This window comes from Fibrobacter sp. UWB13 (genome assembly GCF_900177805.1).
Taxonomy (GTDB): Bacteria; Fibrobacterota; Fibrobacteria; order Fibrobacterales; family Fibrobacteraceae; genus Fibrobacter.
Window position 1 is genome coordinate 410526 of the sequence record NZ_FXAX01000002.1, and the last position, 15730, is coordinate 426255.

General features: G+C 48.6%; 11 protein-coding genes. 1 reads left to right on the forward strand and 10 read right to left on the reverse strand.

Features of this window, described 5'->3' with window-relative positions:
• Positions 1–49: 49 nt before the first annotated feature.
• The 7 genes from B9Y77_RS11430 to B9Y77_RS11460 all read right to left on the reverse strand — a co-directional run bounded on the left by B9Y77_RS11430 (position 50) and on the right by B9Y77_RS11460 (position 12770).
• Positions 50–3076, reverse strand: coding sequence for a response regulator (locus tag B9Y77_RS11430; protein ID WP_085491730.1), 3027 nt, complete (start codon positions 3074–3076; stop codon positions 50–52).
• A 7-nt stretch (positions 3077–3083) separates the two neighbouring features.
• Positions 3084–6866, reverse strand: a complete 3783-nt coding sequence (locus B9Y77_RS11435) for a PAS domain-containing hybrid sensor histidine kinase/response regulator (protein WP_085491731.1) — start codon at positions 6864–6866, stop codon at positions 3084–3086.
• 196 nt (positions 6867–7062) lie between these two features.
• On the reverse strand, positions 7063–8229 hold the full coding sequence (locus tag B9Y77_RS11440; RefSeq protein ID WP_014545977.1) for a ribose-phosphate diphosphokinase: 1167 nt from the start codon (positions 8227–8229) through the stop codon (positions 7063–7065).
• A gap of 159 nt (positions 8230–8388) precedes the next feature.
• Complete coding sequence (gene eno, locus B9Y77_RS11445; protein ID WP_073424724.1) at positions 8389–9810, reverse strand: phosphopyruvate hydratase; 1422 nt, start codon at positions 9808–9810, stop codon at positions 8389–8391.
• 192 nt (positions 9811–10002) lie between these two features.
• On the reverse strand, positions 10003–10794 hold the full coding sequence (locus B9Y77_RS11450; RefSeq protein ID WP_254900017.1) for a hypothetical protein: 792 nt from the start codon (positions 10792–10794) through the stop codon (positions 10003–10005).
• Between the two features lie 3 nt (positions 10795–10797).
• The gene (locus B9Y77_RS11455) at positions 10798–11421 is read right to left on the reverse strand and encodes a hypothetical protein (RefSeq protein WP_085491732.1); all 624 of its coding nucleotides are present in this window, start codon (positions 11419–11421) and stop codon (positions 10798–10800) included.
• 29 nt (positions 11422–11450) lie between these two features.
• On the reverse strand, positions 11451–12770 hold the full coding sequence (locus B9Y77_RS11460; protein WP_085491733.1) for a GntR family transcriptional regulator: 1320 nt from the start codon (positions 12768–12770) through the stop codon (positions 11451–11453).
• Between the two features lie 126 nt (positions 12771–12896).
• On the opposite strand from B9Y77_RS11460, the gene B9Y77_RS11465 reads away from it, so the two are divergent.
• Positions 12897–14042, forward strand: a complete 1146-nt coding sequence (locus B9Y77_RS11465) for a glycoside hydrolase family 26 protein (RefSeq protein ID WP_085491734.1) — start codon at positions 12897–12899, stop codon at positions 14040–14042.
• A 76-nt stretch (positions 14043–14118) separates the two neighbouring features.
• On the opposite strand, the gene B9Y77_RS11470 is transcribed toward B9Y77_RS11465, so the two are convergent.
• The 3 genes from B9Y77_RS11470 to rpsL form a co-directional block, all read right to left on the reverse strand.
• Positions 14119–14598 (reverse strand): ATP-binding protein, encoded by a 480-nt coding sequence (locus B9Y77_RS11470; protein ID WP_139829310.1) that lies wholly within the window; start codon positions 14596–14598, stop codon positions 14119–14121.
• Between the two features lie 247 nt (positions 14599–14845).
• A complete protein-coding gene (rpsG, locus tag B9Y77_RS11475; protein ID WP_073424720.1) occupies positions 14846–15322 on the reverse strand; it encodes a 30S ribosomal protein S7 in 477 nt (158 codons plus the stop codon).
• An 11-nt stretch (positions 15323–15333) separates the two neighbouring features.
• Positions 15334–15723: a 30S ribosomal protein S12 gene (gene rpsL / locus B9Y77_RS11480; RefSeq protein WP_015731968.1), complete on the reverse strand. Its 390-nt coding sequence runs from the start codon at positions 15721–15723 to the stop codon at positions 15334–15336.
• Positions 15724–15730 lie beyond the last annotated feature (7 nt).

Sequence of the window (15730 nt, forward strand, 5' to 3'; positions counted from 1 at the left end):
ACATTTTTTGGAGACATACCGCCGTTGTAACAGATAAATAGGAATAAAATTACAAGAACATCGCAAGCATGTCCTTCAGCTTTTCAACGCTGACCGGCTTTGCAATATGCTCGTTCATGCCCGCCTCGAAAGAAGCCTTGCGGTCTTCGTCAAATGCGTTAGCCGTCATGGCTATAATCGGAATTTCGGCAACATCCTTGTTTTCGAGAGCGCGAATGCGCTTTGTTGCCTCGTAACCGTCCATCACCGGCATGCGAACGTCCATCAAGACGACATCGAACGGTCTCGACTTTGCCTTCGAGAGCATTTTCACGGCAATATCGCCATCTTCCACCGCCGTCACGATAAAGCCATTGTCCTGGAGGATTTCCATCGTAATTTCGCGGTTGAGGATATTGTCTTCGACAAGGAGAATTCTCTTGCCCGCAAATCCGGAGTTGGCAGTATCATTGCTTTCGTCGTTTTTCTTTGACTGCACCAACTTGAATTCAAACGTCATTACAACTTCGGTACCGACATTCAGGCGGCTCGCAATTTCAATCTGACCACCCATCATCTCGACAGAATTCTTCGTGATAGCAAGTCCAAGGCCCATGCCGCGGACATCTCTCGACACTGTAGACTCTCTCGCAAACGGTTCATAAACCATTTTGAGGAATTCTTCGCTCATGCCGATGCCGTTATCCTTGATACGGAACTCGTATGCCGCATAGCTCGACTTTGTAAGCGGAGTTTCCTTGACGCTCATCGAGATAGTGCCGCCTTCCTTCGTAAACTTGATAGCGTTCGAAAGCACCTTGAGAAGCGCCTGGCTCAAGCGGTCCTTATCGCAAACGACTTCGTCATCATTGATGCCAACGCAATCCAGTTCAAACTTGAGGTCCTTCGCCTGCAAGTCATTGCGAATATCGCGTTCCACCTCATGAACGACTTCGAACAAGTGCGTCGGAGCTTCCTTGAGGTCGAACTTGCCCGATTCAATACGGCTCATGTCGAGAATGTCGTTGATAATCGAAAGCAGGCGATCAGAACTCTGGTCAATTTTCACCAGGCAATCCTTCACGCGTTCTGCATCCCCCACATGCGACGAGGCAATCGAGGTAAGGCCAATGACAGCGTTAAGCGGAGTACGGATTTCATGGCTTATGCTATTGAGGAATTCCTTCTTGGCGCTGTTTGCCGCCTGCGCTGCCGAGAGCGCCTGCTTTAATGCCTCAGCCTGCGTTTCAAGCTGTTCCTTCTGTTCCAGTTGCAAACGAGTAGATTCATCGACGCTGATAAAGCCCGCCACAATCTGTTCCTGGGCATCGGGCGCCTTGCCCGCCATCACGAACTTGAGCTGCCAATATTCAACCGCCCCGTTGATAATCATCCTGTAGTTGACATAATAGGCGCCCTTCGCGGCAAGACGTTCTATCACGACATCGCGAGTCGTCATTTCCATGAACATCTTACGGTCATCGGGGTGCACAAGCGTATTTGCAATCAGCTTCAGGCGGTCCTCGAAATTCCCAACCTTCCGCCAATTCGGGTTGTCCGCCCAGTTGTTTTTCTTCACATAATAAAGATGGTCTTCGCGAGTGGACGGGTTGATAAAGCTCACGAGCGTGAAGTCTTCCGAAAGGCCCTTGATCACAGAAAGTCTTTCGCGTTCTGCTTCGATAGCGACCTTTTCATCGTTCACGTCTTCAACACCAATAAGCACATAGCCGCCACCCTTGCCATCGGCAAGACCAATCAGCGTATGGCGCAGCCAGACCCAGTTGCCATTGATGAACCAGCGCATGTCCACCACTTTTCGGGATTCATTCGAACCCATCATTTCAAGGAACGCTTCCTTGTTAAACACGCTATGGCAAAGTTCCAAATCGTCCTTGTGGATTTTCGTGAGTTCATCATTATTCATGATGTCGTACAGCGAGACATTGCAGTCAAAGCGGCTGAGGATCTCCTTGTACAAGTCGTTCATCGCACTCGGGTACACAACGTAAGATCCCGATTCCGGATTCACGTAATAAATATGGATAAAGTTCTTGGACAAAAGCCCCAAGAGCTTCATCTGCATGTAGCGCACCTTGCCCACATCATCTTGCTTGACCCGGTCAGCTTCATTTGCAAAGCAACGAATTGCGACGCGACGGAGCAACACAAAGTAAGCAAAAAAGAAAATCAAGAACACAATAGCGAAACAGAGCAGAATAAAGCGCACCTTATGGATTGCCGCCATCGCATTCTTTTCAGGAGACGAAATGACAATGCTCCAGTGGTTTACCGCCAAGGGTTTGTAGAAGAAGCAGTTGGACTCTTCCCAATAGTTTTCAACGCAAGCCTCGCCCGTTGCCCCCACAAGCATGCTATCCACAAGCGCCGAGAACAATCCCCTTTCGTTATCCATCTCGTTCATGTAATCATGGATACTCTTCAGCGAATCATGCTTGGTGTCCGCAATAAAGCGTCCATCATCGCGATTGATGACATATACATACATCTTGCGGTCATAGCGCTTGTCCTTTCGCAAGTACTGGTGGATAAGTCCCAAGCTAAAATTCCAGTACGCAAGGGCAACCGTTTTCCCGTGGCTCTTAATCGGCACAAAGTGATACAGGAGTTTTTCCTCTTGCTTGTCACTTTCAAGGCGGACCGTCACATGGGCAGCTTCTGCGGCTTCAGTTTCAAACGAGATCCCCATCCCCTTTGAACTCGTCAAGGCGCCATCCGACAAAACGACCGTATCGCCCGGCAAAAGGATATTGATTTTCTGGTCACGCAAGAACGGCTGCATCTCATCCAATTTCGGTCGCAAGCTGTCGACAGAGTAATCGCTACGGTCACTCAAGGCATCCGCCACAAACTGGAGCGTTCCGCCGTAGTGCAGGTTGCTCATGATAAATTCATTCGACGCCACCTCGGCATATTCACGAAGCCTATTGAAGCACCCGTCTTCAACGATTTTCAAAATCTTCTGGCAAATAAACAAGAACACCAAAGCCGTCACGACAACGAGAACAATGGCAAAAACAAGGTGATCCCTATGCATCACCTTTTCATTGTGGACACCATCAACATTCTTTAACATTTAAGCTTCACTTCTTAAGAAATCTCGACAAAATATACTTCATTTTGTCTACATCTATCGGCTTGGAAATATGCTCATCCATGCCTGCATCAAGAGCAGCCTTGCGGTCTTCTTCAAAGGCGTTCGCCGTCATTGCGACAATCGGGATTCGCGACTGATACCCTGCAGGGAGCACGCGGATAGCACGCGTTGCCGCATAACCATCCATCACCGGCATCTGCACATCCATCAGCACAAGATCGTACTGCCCCGGCACAGAAAGTTCAATAAGCTTGACCGCTTCCTGACCGTTTTCTGCCGTAAAGACTTCAAACCCGTTATCTTCAAGGATGTCGCATGCAATCTGACGGTTCATTTCATTATCTTCGACAAGCAAAATCTTCTTGCCGGCAAAATCGAAATTGCCATCGCTCATCTGCGCACGCATGCGGGCACTATCGTGCAACTTGAAATCCAGCTCAAGAACAACTTCGGTCCCTGCGTTCTCTTCACTAAAGATTTCAATGCGACCACCCATTATCTCGACGATATTCTTGGTAATGGACATGCCAAGGCCAGTCCCCTGAATGCCGCTTACCGTCGAAGTACTTGCACGTGTAAATGGTTCATAAATCGTTTTCAGGAACTCGGCGCTCATCCCCATACCGTTATCGCGGATGCGGAATTCATACAGAGCCGAATCGCGCTTCATGGATTCCTTTTCGGTCACCTGCACATGAATCGAGCCACCTGCCTGCGTGTACTTGATTGAATTCGAGAGCACGTTCAGCAACACCTGATTCAGGCGCAACTTGTCGCAAACGATACCCGCCTCGCAAATATTCATCTCCACTTCAAAAGTGAGATTCTTCGCATCGATATCCGCCTGGACAATATCCTTGAGCGCATTGATAATTTCTATCAGGTCCTCGTCTTTTTCGGAGAGTACCATCTTGCCCGATTCGATACGGCTCATATCCAGCACATCGTTAATGAGCGAAAGCAAATGATTGGAACTCTGCCCAAGCTTGCGCAAGTAATCCAACACAAGTTCCTTTTCGTCGATATGCGCCATCGCAAGCCCTGTAAAGCCGACAATCGCATTCATCGGAGTGCGGATATCGTGACTCATGTTCGAGAGGAACGTCGTCTTTGCGCGGTCCGAAGACTGAGCCATCGAAAGCGCCTTCTGGAGCATCACCTGCTGTTTTTCAAGCAAGTCGTTCTGCTCGGCAATCTTTGCATCCAGTTCCAGCTTTTCAACCTGGTCATCGCTCAATAGCATAAACGAGAGCACAAACGAAACCACCTCATGCTGGTCATTGCGCTCAATGGTCGTAAACTTTGCACGCAGCCATTCGCCACTTTCAATCTTGAATTCCTGTTCGCGCTGGTCCGCATTTTGCAGGAATTTTTGCACATAGAACAGGTTTGAAAGTTTTTGCCAGTCCGGCCTAAATTCTTCCATGACGAGGGTGCTGATGTTCTTGACTTCATAGGAATACGTACTGTACAGAGGACGCTTTTCCACCCACGGAACATTCGAAGACTTGATGGTACGGAAGGAATTGTCTTCGACATTCACAAAGTAAATGGACACGTAGTCATCGTACAGGATGTCGTTCACAAAATCCTTGAGAATCAAGTCATCCTTTTCGGCAAAGCCAAGCGCCACAGCGACCGGACGATCGAACTCATCGCCCACTTTCACAAACTTCATTTCGCAATAGTGCGGTCTGCCCTCGACATCGCCACGGTACGTCGTGATGAAAGTCTTCTGCAAGGTAAGCTCTTTCTTGATATTGGCAAGAGCGCCCGCCTTATGCATCTTTTCACGGTCGCGTTCCCAGACCACACCTTCGACGTATTCATCAAACGCTTTGGAATACGGGATTCCCGAACGGAAACGGCTACCAAACAGAGATTCCGATTCCTTGTTCATCGAATACGGAGTAATCGTATCCTTTTCCAGATCGATATAATAGACCGCCGAATATTCCGACGCGAGGATATCGATAATTTCCAAGTCCTGTTCAATCTTTTTCTGGTGCATGCGAGCCGTACGGATCTGCTCATCCTTGTCGGCAAAACCGATTACGAAAGCTTTCTGCCCCCTGTTGACGGCAACGACCTTGCACTCGCAGAACTTGTCCGAATAGCTCACGAATTCAAAACTCGTGACACCCTTCTTCTGCAATAGCGACTTGAGATTCTTGACCGAAAGCTTCTTCAGCACGGCATCCTGATATTCAGAGGCAACAACCTTACTGACGATATAATCAATCGCACCGCTATAGGTAAATTCACCCAGAGAATCACCAAGCATCTTCTGGATTCCCGGATTCAGCTTATGCGCCGTCACCAAGTCGTATTCCAGGTCACAATAGAAGATGCACGAATAGTCCGACGCCAAGAGCGAAGTCACCGCAGCATCTTCGTCCATGCGCTTTCTGCGGTTGATTTCGTTTTTGGCAAAACTCGCGACGAGCTTGAGTACAGCAAAATTCTTCTGCGATTCCTTGGGGTTGTCTAAAACAAGGAAACTGTAACGCTGTTCATTCGAAGCAATCGTCGAAACGCTTATGCTCTTGATATCTAGAACCGGCAACGAGCTGTACAGCCTTTCCCAGACACCGTATTCATCATCCTGCGATTCGAGATAGACGGCGTCCATGTCGCCCACGGACTCTATCCACGGATTGATCATCTCCAATGGAATACGCTGGAGCCCCGCCTTGTTGGGCCTCACACCTTTACGGCACCATTCATAAGTGCTACTGAGGTATTCCCTTTCCTTGTCGCATTCCAGGATGTACGCCCTATCGGCATCGTAATACGAAGCAAGCGTTGCAAGCAGTTCTTCGATAGCGTCCTTGGAACGATTTTCCTTATAGAGAACATCGATGCAATCGCGAATCGCGGCATCCTGTTTCTGCTGTTCCGAGACGTTGTAAGCGACCATCATCGCCTGGTATTCATTCAGGATTTCGTTCTTAGAAACGTAGCAGACAAAACGGCTGTAATGCCAGCCGATGTGCGGCGAATAAAAACGGCAGGTGTATTCAGGGATGGAATCGCCTTTTTTGACCTGGTCTATAAGCGACTTTGCCGAGAGGTGCTGCACAAAAGCCTTACGGTATTCCTTATCCACGAGCTGGTCGGCAATCTTTTCGACAATCGCATCATAATGAGGGAAATCTTCGCCAAAAGATTCACTCACATCGACAGACTTGCCTTCGATAATCTGGATAAAGGGACGAGAAACTTTGCCTTCAGAAAGGTTGACCTTGAAATAGCTATACGCCTTGTCGAGAATTGCCTTTCCATAAAGCTTTTCGTTGAGGGCACTCTGCAAGCGTTCCCGCTTTGTATCAAGATCCATCGTCTTGATTTCGTTGCGGAGCTCCTCTTCAGTAGTCTTCTGGATGAGCGCAAGCTCTGTGATATCCTTGTGCCAGCCTTCAAGCCTCACACCTTTCTTATAATCAAAATTACGGGTTCCACCACAACGGACAAAACGGACACGGCCATCGGGGGCATGCCAAGGGTATTGAATTTCAGGCGCCTCGCCTGCACTCATCTTGTCGACATACGCCTTGACTTCGGCAAAATGTTCCGGGTCAATATTATCAAACCAGGCGTGGAAAATATCTTCGGCAGAAACACCCTCTTCAAGCCCAAGCAACTTGAGCATAGTCGGATTCGCCGTCATACGCGGAGCACAGCCGTCGTCAATTTCGACAGCCCAAAGCCCTATGCCAACCCCGTCCAAGATATTTGTCGTCAACGGTATCGAGTGTTCATCAGCCATAAATTGCTTCCCATATCCTATCTTATAAAAATAATACGTTTTATTATTAAAATTTCAAATCAGTGAAAATATTTATGTCAAGCAAAACAACACTTTCTCCGGACATTTAAACCACTTTTTCAGAAAAAAGTCCAAAAAAAACGAAAAAATCCGGACGTCTTGCGGCATCCGGACTTTTTTCCATATACAGACTCTATTAGAAGAATGCAGGCGGCCAACGCGGGTTCTTCGAGGACATATCGATCTTGTAGAAGTCCTTCTCGAAGCGGCCATCGTCCATGCCGTACATCTGCATCACGTGGCGAGCAATCCACTTGCCGAGCTTCAAGACAGTGAGCTTCTTGCGGAGGCGACCCTGGCAGTCACGGTTCATGATATCCGGGAGCGTAGAGGTCGTGAGGATTTCATCGATAGCCGGGCTGTTGAGCTTTTCGCGGGCTTCGGCACTGGTGTGGAAGTGCGTAACACCGAAGCAGACGCGGTTCGGGTTGCCCTTCTTGATGTGTTCGCAGCACTGCACGATCGTCGTACCGGTACGGACCATGTCATCGAACACGATCACGTCCTTGCCTTCGATTTCTTCGATGCTGATGTCGGAGAGTTCCGGGTTGAAGGTCATGCTGATTTCACGTTCGCCAGTACGGACCTTGTCCATCACGACGCGCTTGCATTCCGGGAGCTGGAGAGCATCGAACACGGCGTTCATGAACGGGCGTGCACCCTTGTCCGGGGAGACGATCACGAGGTTGTTGCCGTCCTTGCCGGTCTGCACAAAGTTGCTGTTCTTGATGTAGTGGGCGTAAACGTCCGTCGGGATCAAGTTGTGGAAGTTGCCTTCAAAAATTTCGTTGAAGAGGTTCTGCACCTTGATGCTGTGGTTGTGGCAGGTGACAACGGCATCGACACCAGCAGTCTTCAAAAGCTGGGCGTAGAGGAGGCTCGTGAATGCCTGACCGTCGAACTTCTTGAGGTCGATGTCCGGGCGATCCTTTTCGAGTTCACCGATGCGGTGCGGGCCGCGATCCTGGGCGCTGTAGAAGAGGTCCGGTTCAACCAAGACGACCTGTTCTGCACCATTGTCCTTAGCGGCGCGAGCGAGGATGCAGTTACGCATGGCGTAGTCGTTACGGCTACGTTCATGGTTAGAAACAGAGCAAATCAAGACAATCTTGCCTTCCAGGCGCTTGCCGATATGTTCCAAGTCGTCCATATCCAGCATGTAGCGGGGGCAGAATTCGGAGTTGGCGAAAGTCTTCAGGGAGACCACGTCGGAGATATCTTCACGGAGGCCGATGTACTGAGCCATGTCGATGGCAAACGGATCATCGGTAAAGTTGCCGGTCACGATAAAACGATCTGACATTTTCCTAGCCTTGATTTAAGGGTTGTTTTTTGTGTTATTGCCAAATATAGTTAGAATCTATCCACGTTTCAAGTTTCAGGGAAAGAAAATCACCAAATGCAAAAAGCCCCGGCTTTTCGCCGAGGCCCTTCTTAGATACTTTGTTCTAAAAGAAGACTATTACTTCTTAGCCTTGCAGCCCTTCTTGCAAGCGGTCTTCTTAGCAGCCGGAGCCTTGCAGTTCTTGCGCGGGTCGCCAGCGTAGACAGCAGCCTTGCCGAGTTCTTCTTCGATGCGGAGGAGGCGGTTGTACTTGCAGACGCGGTCCGTACGAGAGAGGGAACCAGTCTTGATCTGGCCAGCGGCAGTACCGACGGCGAGGTCAGCAATGAAGGTGTCTTCGGTTTCGCCAGAACGGTGAGAAACGATCGGAGCATAGCCTTCAACCTGAGCGCGCTTGATAGCAGCGAGGGTTTCAGAAACAGAACCGACCTGGTTCACCTTGATAAGGATAGCGTTAGCGATGCCAGCCTTGATGCCTTCGTCGAAGATGGTCGGGTTGGTCACGAACAGGTCGTCACCCACGAGGTTGATCTTGCCACCGAGCTTGTCGGTAAGAACCTTCCAACCAGCCCAGTCAGCTTCATCGAGACCGTCTTCAATGGAGAAGATGGAGTACTTGTCGATGAGCTTTTCATAGAGCTTGACCATGTCAGCAGACTTGACAGTCTTCTTGGTGCTCTTCTTGAACGTGTAGGTAACAGCCTTGGAGCCTTCCTTTTCAGTTTCCTTGTCGCAGAATTCGGAAGAAGCAACGTCAAGAGCGATCTTGATGTCCTTGCCGAAAACGTAACCAGCGTTTTCAGTAGCGGTCTTCAAAGCAGCGAGAGCCTTTTCGAGGGTCATCACGTCCTTGATTTCGTAACCGAACTTGTTCTTAGCCGGCTTGATAGCAACGCCCGGAGCAAAGCCACCTTCGTCACCAACCGTCGTATCGAAACCACCCTTCTTGAGGACAGCCTTAAGAGCGTGGAAGATTTCGGTCACCATCTGGAGACCCTTGGAGAAAGTCTTAGCGCCAACCGGAGCGATCATGAATTCCTGGAAGTCGATCGGAGCGGAAGAGTGAGCACCACCGTTGATCACGTTGCACATCGGGCACGGGAGGGTGAGCTTTTCAGTGCCATGGAGCTTAGCAATGTACTGGTAAAGCGGAAGGCCAGCATCCTTAGCAGCAGCAACGCAAACAGCCATGGAAACGCCGAGGATAGCGTTTGCACCGAGCGTGTTCTTGAGCATGCGGTTGCCGTCGAGTTCGATCATAGCGTCATCAACTTCAGTCTGCTTGGACGGATCCATGCCAACGATCTTCTTAGCGATCTTGGTGTTGACGTTCTTCACGGCAGTGAGAGTGCCCTTGCCGAGATAGGTCTTCTTGTCGCCATCGCGGAGTTCGCAAGCTTCGCGTTCACCGGTGGAAGCACCACTCGGAACAGCTGCGTGACCAACGATACCGTTGTCAAGAGTGACATCGACTTCGAGAGACGGATTGCCACGGGAATCCAAAATCTGACGAGCCCAAACTTTAGCGATTTTAGCCATTTTATTAACCTTCTGTTAAAGTGAAAATTTTCTTGTGCTTTAAATATAAAAAAGTAGGAAGTTTGCAGTAGACAGTCGGAAGAAAAAATGTGAAGATTTCGTTGTTAGCGATTAGTCATTGGTCATTAGTTGTTAGTCATTAGTTAATGTTTCTTCGTCATCCTGACGACCAAAGGAAGGATCCAGTGATTTTTACTTATGACCGCCGAAAATTCCTAACTGTACGAACGCTCCCAAAAAAAAGCGTTGGTTCGTAATTTCAACATGGCCTCCTAAATCAAGGTAAGCACTTTTTGACAATACAAACCTTACTCCCATTGCTTGCGACCAGCCAAATTCCCAACCATATGACGAACTTAAACCACTAAATAAGTAATCCACAAAATGATGCGTTTCAAACAATCCTATTCTAGCATTTTCCGTTAATGACAAATACGTATTACCATTTACAACAGATGCCAATACAACCCAAAAAGATTCAAACGTCTCCGTACGTCCCATTAAAGATATTAAGAGCATGAACAAACAATCATCTGAAATAAAGCCTCGTTGAAAATCTATATCAAGATATCCAAAAGCAAAACCAAAACTAATCCATTTATTTTTAAACAGCTCATGAGGATTTTCTCTTCCTCCAAACAATCTAAGTTGCAATATAGTCGGTCCCGCATAAGCAGCCTCAATTGTAAACCCCGATGGATAATAAGGATTAGTTACATCTACAGAATCTAAATTTTGAGATATCCCCGCATCAACACTTTCAACTTTATTCGTATTGACAATGGTGTTTGTATCAACATCATTCGCTAAAGATATTTTCGAAAGCGAATCAGTCACCAACGAGTCCTGCAAAATCGGCTCGTTCGCGTCAACAAGCTGCATAGACGACTGTGCAAAAACACATACCGCAAACATTAACATGAAGAACAAAGAAAATAATTTTATTCTATGATACCCAGCCATGCAACGTTCTTCATCATTCAATTACTAATACGTCTTATGGCTCTTTACAATATCCAAAAGCATTTTCTCAATATTCGTCTCGCGATTTTTCTGGTTGACTTCAACCGTGAAATAGTTTTTGTTCTTTGTCATGAGCACCGCGTACGCAACGCTGTACGAGCCGTTGGAAGTCACCATCCATCCAAACGCATCGCCATCCTGCCTTTCGAATTTCGTCTCGCTATACTGAATCGGCTTATCAGAATTTTCAGCTTTAGTCATCGTCTTGTAATGATCGAAAAGGTCCATGAGAATCAGCGAATCCGACTGACCAAAGTCCACGCCACTTTCCGTTTCAAGACTTTCGAACAAGCTCTTAGTCTGGCCATCAATCGCAAATTTCACATACGAATCAGCCGCACCTTCCGCAAGCTCTACTCGCGTATTTACGCCGTCCTTCTTTTGAATTTTAAGAGGCACCCATTCAGCAGACGGGAGTTCAAAAGCGAGCGGTTCAGGATACGGGACATTCAATTCAATCGCCGGACTTCCTGTCCAAAAGGATTGTGTCTTATGAAGAATGATATCGTTGTGGTTCTTGGCACAACCGCCAAGGAACAGCAACGAAGCTGAAAATAGAAGTACGATGGATTTCTTTATGGTTTTCATGATTAAAAATTCCTTTATAAAAAAATACTTTATTTCTCTACAACATGTCCCGATAGCTCACGGAAATCGCATTTTTTATACAAGGTAATACCCGGTGAAACCAAGTGAAACACAGACTGTTCAGCAAGCGTTTCCACGTTGAACTCAAAGGAATCCAGGCGGTTGCGGTAGCTATCCGTAGAATTGTCGAACGAAACCATGTAAGGCGGGTGCGGAATCTTGCCCTGGTTCGCAAGCGAAATCAGCTCGACACCGACCCTGTCGTTAGAAACGACCCACGCATCCACAGGCGGGATTTTTTTCACGAGCGACATTAAAATTTGTCTATAACGGGCATGTGCACGCGGTTCCTGCATAAAGTCATAAGGGCTCGCATGCGATGCATCAGTCGCCTCGAACACTTCAAGTCCCACATTCTTGAGACCTTTCAAGCGGTCCCTTGACCACATGCTCATGTGATACGGCGAAACAAAGGCAATCCGCATCAAGCCATTTTTCTTCAGAAAACGCCCGACAATGCGTCCCGGGAACTCACCAAAGGCGAGGTTGAAAAACGCAAATCGCTTTTCTTTTTTCAGCGCACGCGGAATGTCGTACAGCGGATGTTCCCACCACACAGCCACAGGGAAACGCGTCGTCGCAAGTTTTGCAAATAGTTTATTGATATCGAATACGAGCATCGTCGAGACGACAGCACCAAAACATTCACGGCAATCTTCCAGCATTATCCGCTTTCCGCCCGCATCCAGAAACGCGCCCTCTTCTTCGTAATAGCCAAGCGCCTTGACGTTTAAGTTATTACGATGCGCTTCCACATACACTTTTCGCATAAACAAAAGTTCGCGTTCGCCAAGACAATTAAAATCCCCTTTAGGGTTGCAACGCATAATCAAGAGGATTTCTTTTGTCTTAGAAACCGCCAACCGGGCATCGACAAAATAATAACGCCCTTGCCCCCTGCGTTCCAAAATTCCCTTTGCATGCAATGATTCCAGTGTACGCCGCATGGTCCCCAACGTCGTCGCATAAGACTGACACATGTCCTTGATTGATGGAAGCGGACGATTAACCGAAATCTTTCCCGACTTCCAGTCCTCCAGCAGCAATCGCTCTACGCGTTCCGTTTCGAGTTCATGCGCAGACACCTCGATTTTTGGCTTTGCCCCCCAAAAAAATCCATTGCCATGTTCCGCATAAATTTTCCCTTGAGAGGCAAGCTTCTTGTATGCACGGAAAACGGTAAACGTCGACGCCCCCGAAGATGCAGCCACCTCGCGCACGGAAGGGAGCCGATCCCCATCCTTGAAATTAGACGATCCAATCCACTTGCAAAAATCTTCGACTGTCATGGTGAACCTCAATATAACACTAGATACACTATAGCACGAACATACAAAAATTTCAGCTACAGGGAACGCCTAGTAACCTAATTTAAGTAAGGAAACAAAATACAATCTTTGAATATCGAGGCTACTATGTTCAAATCACTACTCTTCACATTGGGGATTTTGCCTATGACCGCTTTAGCATTCCAAGTCGGCGCCTGGGTCGGTGGCCCCGGCCAATACCCGCAGCCCACCCAAGAAAACGTGCAGGCATTCCAGGATTTGCAGGGCACGCATATCGACCTCATCAGCTATTTCGCGCTCTTTGACGTGAACGACTGGAACGCAACCGAGGAATTCGCAAATGTTGCGAAGGACAACGGCTCCACGCTTGTGGTGACCTGGATGGCAAACGGCTACAACGCCCAAGATTTGGTGGACGGCAAGGCCGATGAATACATCCGTGACTACGCCAAGGGCGTTAAAGGCTACGGCGAAGAAATCTGGCTCAGGCCGCTCCACGAAGCGAACGGCGACTGGTACGACTGGGGCGTAGGCAAGGCAGGCGCCGGCAACACCGATGCAAACGTCGCCGAAGCATTCCGCCATATCGTAAAAATCTTCAAGGAAGAAGGCGTTACGAACGTCAAATGGGTCTGGACAACGAACGCTTCGAACTCAGGAAAGGGTTCCACGCTTACGGGCAACTACCCCGGCGACGAATACGTCGACTACATCTCCATCGACGGCTACAACTGGGGCAAATGCCAGAGTTGGTCTAGCTGGCAGACGTTCTCGCAGGTATTCAAGAAGGCATACAACGCACTCGCGAACATCAACAAGCCGCTCTTCATTGCTGAAATTTCCAGCTCCGAACTTGGCGGCAACAAGGCTGAATGGATTACCGACATGTTCGAGCACTTCGCGACCGACTTCTCCCGCGTATTCGCAGTGATGTGGTTCAGCCAGAGCAAAGAAGATAACGAAGGCGACTGGGCGCTCAACACCTCGCAGGCCGCAGTTGATGCATGGAAGGCGGGCATTGCAAAGATGAAAGCCATCGACAACACAGCACTCAAGCCGGCCGGGAGGGCATCCAACAGTTCCTTTCGCCTGCAAGACGGCAAGCTCTACATGCAAACCGGCAAAGCATTAAAGGCAAGTGTCGTGCAGTTTGACTATCAGGGCCGTGTCCTGTGGCAGAGCCCGGTGCAGCACTTCACCGCGGGCGTACACGCTATCGACGCTCCCAAGGCAAACGCACAAAGCATTTACAAACTATCCGTGAAGCGCTAAACAAAACTTATTCATAAAACTCCTTGGACAACCCCCATTCTAGCCACCCAAAAGGTAACGCTAGAGTGGGGATTTTTTATTCCCAGCTGAGCCATATCGTCATAAACTTATCGTAGACTTCATAAACACCTTGGTTATTCGTAACAATCTGCTTTTCGAGCAAGGCAGTTAACGCCTTTTGGACACTACTTGCAGAAAGGCTGTATTTCTTTAAGAACTGACGGCCTGTAATTTGCGAAACTCGACCTTCTTTACCGATTGCAACAAGGAGTGTTTTTTGCGGGGGCGTCAAAAGGAACAGCATATTCTTGTATATCTCAGAATTTTCCTCAACGATATCCTCTACTGTTTCATCTAATTGGGCAACATAAAAAGCACAGCCTTTTTCTGTAATGGAATAGACATAATTCATGATTTTCTGGATGTACCACGTCACACCGCCAAATCGCGCATAAGCCTCATGAATTGAATCGTCATCAATCTTTCGTCCATTCTTTTCAAAGTGGTACTTTATAAATTCAGAATACTTGACTTCGGGGATGACATCCAAATTCATAATGGAGATACTTTGGTAAAAAGGACGTGCCGCCGATACAAAAATTTCGCCCATCATAGTCCGCTCGGAACCAGCAAAGACAAAATTCGCATTATGGCAATTCATGCGATAGCGCAATGACAACGGAGCCACGAATGACAGGCTCTGGCGGGGATGACAACACTCGGCATTCCGCATAAATGCAGAAAAGGTCCGCGATTTTGTCGCGGACCTTCCTCTAGGATAATTCTGTGCTTGCGCGCAAGAATTAGAAACGGAAGTGAGCGAAAGCCTTGTTGGCTTCGGCCATCTTGTGCGTATCGTTCTTCTTACGAACTGCGTTGCCTTCGCTGTTCTTAGCGGCAACGAGTTCTGCAGCAAGACGTTCTGCCATGTTGGCTTCGTTGCGGTTACGAGCTGCATCGAGGAGCCAGCGGAGAGCGAGAGCCTTGGCGCGATCCGGAGCAACTTCCATCGGGACCTGGTAGTTTGCACCACCAACGCGACGGGACTTGACTTCGACACGCGGCTTGATGTTTTCAAGGCAGAGTTCGAACTTTTCGAGCGGAGTTTCCTTACCTTCAACCTTCTTGTCGAGGAGGTCAAGAGCGGTATAGACGATCTGTTCAGCGATGGTCTTCTTACCCTGCTTGAGAACGACACCGACGAGTTCGGTAACGAGGGTGGACTTGAAACGCGGATCCGGGAGGATGGAGCGATGGAGAGCCTTTCTTCTTCTAGACATAGATTACTTCCTTACTTCTTGGCCGGAGCGGCACCTTTCTTCTTAACACCGTACTTGGAGCGGCCGTTCTGACGGCCGTTGACTGCCTGAGTATCGAGCGTACCACGGATGATGTGATAACGAACACCCGGAACGTCCTTCACACGACCACCGCGGATGAGCACGATGGAGTGTTCCTGGAGGTTGTGGCCTTCGCCCGGGATGTATGCGGTCACTTCCATCTTGTTGGAAAGACGCACACGGGCAATCTTACGAAGAGCGGAGTTCGGCTTCTTCGGGGTGCTGGTGTAAACACGGGTGCAAACACCGCGCTTCTGGGGGCAGGACTTCAAAGCTACGGAAGCGGTCCTGTTGCTGATCTGTTCACGTCCGTTACGGACGAGCTGTTGAATAGTTGGCACTGTTTAA

Excerpts from the sequence above, each read along its gene's own strand:
- B9Y77_RS11430 (WP_085491730.1), bottom strand. The coding sequence starts at position 3,076 with ATGTTAAAGAATGTTGATGGTGTCCACAATGAAAAGGTGATGCATAGG.
- B9Y77_RS11435 (WP_085491731.1), bottom strand. The coding sequence starts at position 6,866 with ATGGCTGATGAACACTCGATACCGTTGACGACAAATATCTTGGACGGG.
- B9Y77_RS11440 (WP_014545977.1), bottom strand. The coding sequence starts at position 8,229 with ATGTCAGATCGTTTTATCGTGACCGGCAACTTTACCGATGATCCGTTT.
- eno (WP_073424724.1), bottom strand. The coding sequence starts at position 9,810 with ATGGCTAAAATCGCTAAAGTTTGGGCTCGTCAGATTTTGGATTCCCGT.
- B9Y77_RS11455 (WP_085491732.1), bottom strand. The coding sequence starts at position 11,421 with ATGAAAACCATAAAGAAATCCATCGTACTTCTATTTTCAGCTTCGTTG.
- B9Y77_RS11460 (WP_085491733.1), bottom strand. The coding sequence starts at position 12,770 with ATGACAGTCGAAGATTTTTGCAAGTGGATTGGATCGTCTAATTTCAAG.
- B9Y77_RS11465 (WP_085491734.1), top strand. The coding sequence starts at position 12,897 with ATGTTCAAATCACTACTCTTCACATTGGGGATTTTGCCTATGACCGCT.
- B9Y77_RS11470 (WP_139829310.1), bottom strand. The coding sequence starts at position 14,598 with ATGAATTTGGATGTCATCCCCGAAGTCAAGTATTCTGAATTTATAAAG.
- rpsG (WP_073424720.1), bottom strand. The coding sequence starts at position 15,322 with ATGTCTAGAAGAAGAAAGGCTCTCCATCGCTCCATCCTCCCGGATCCG.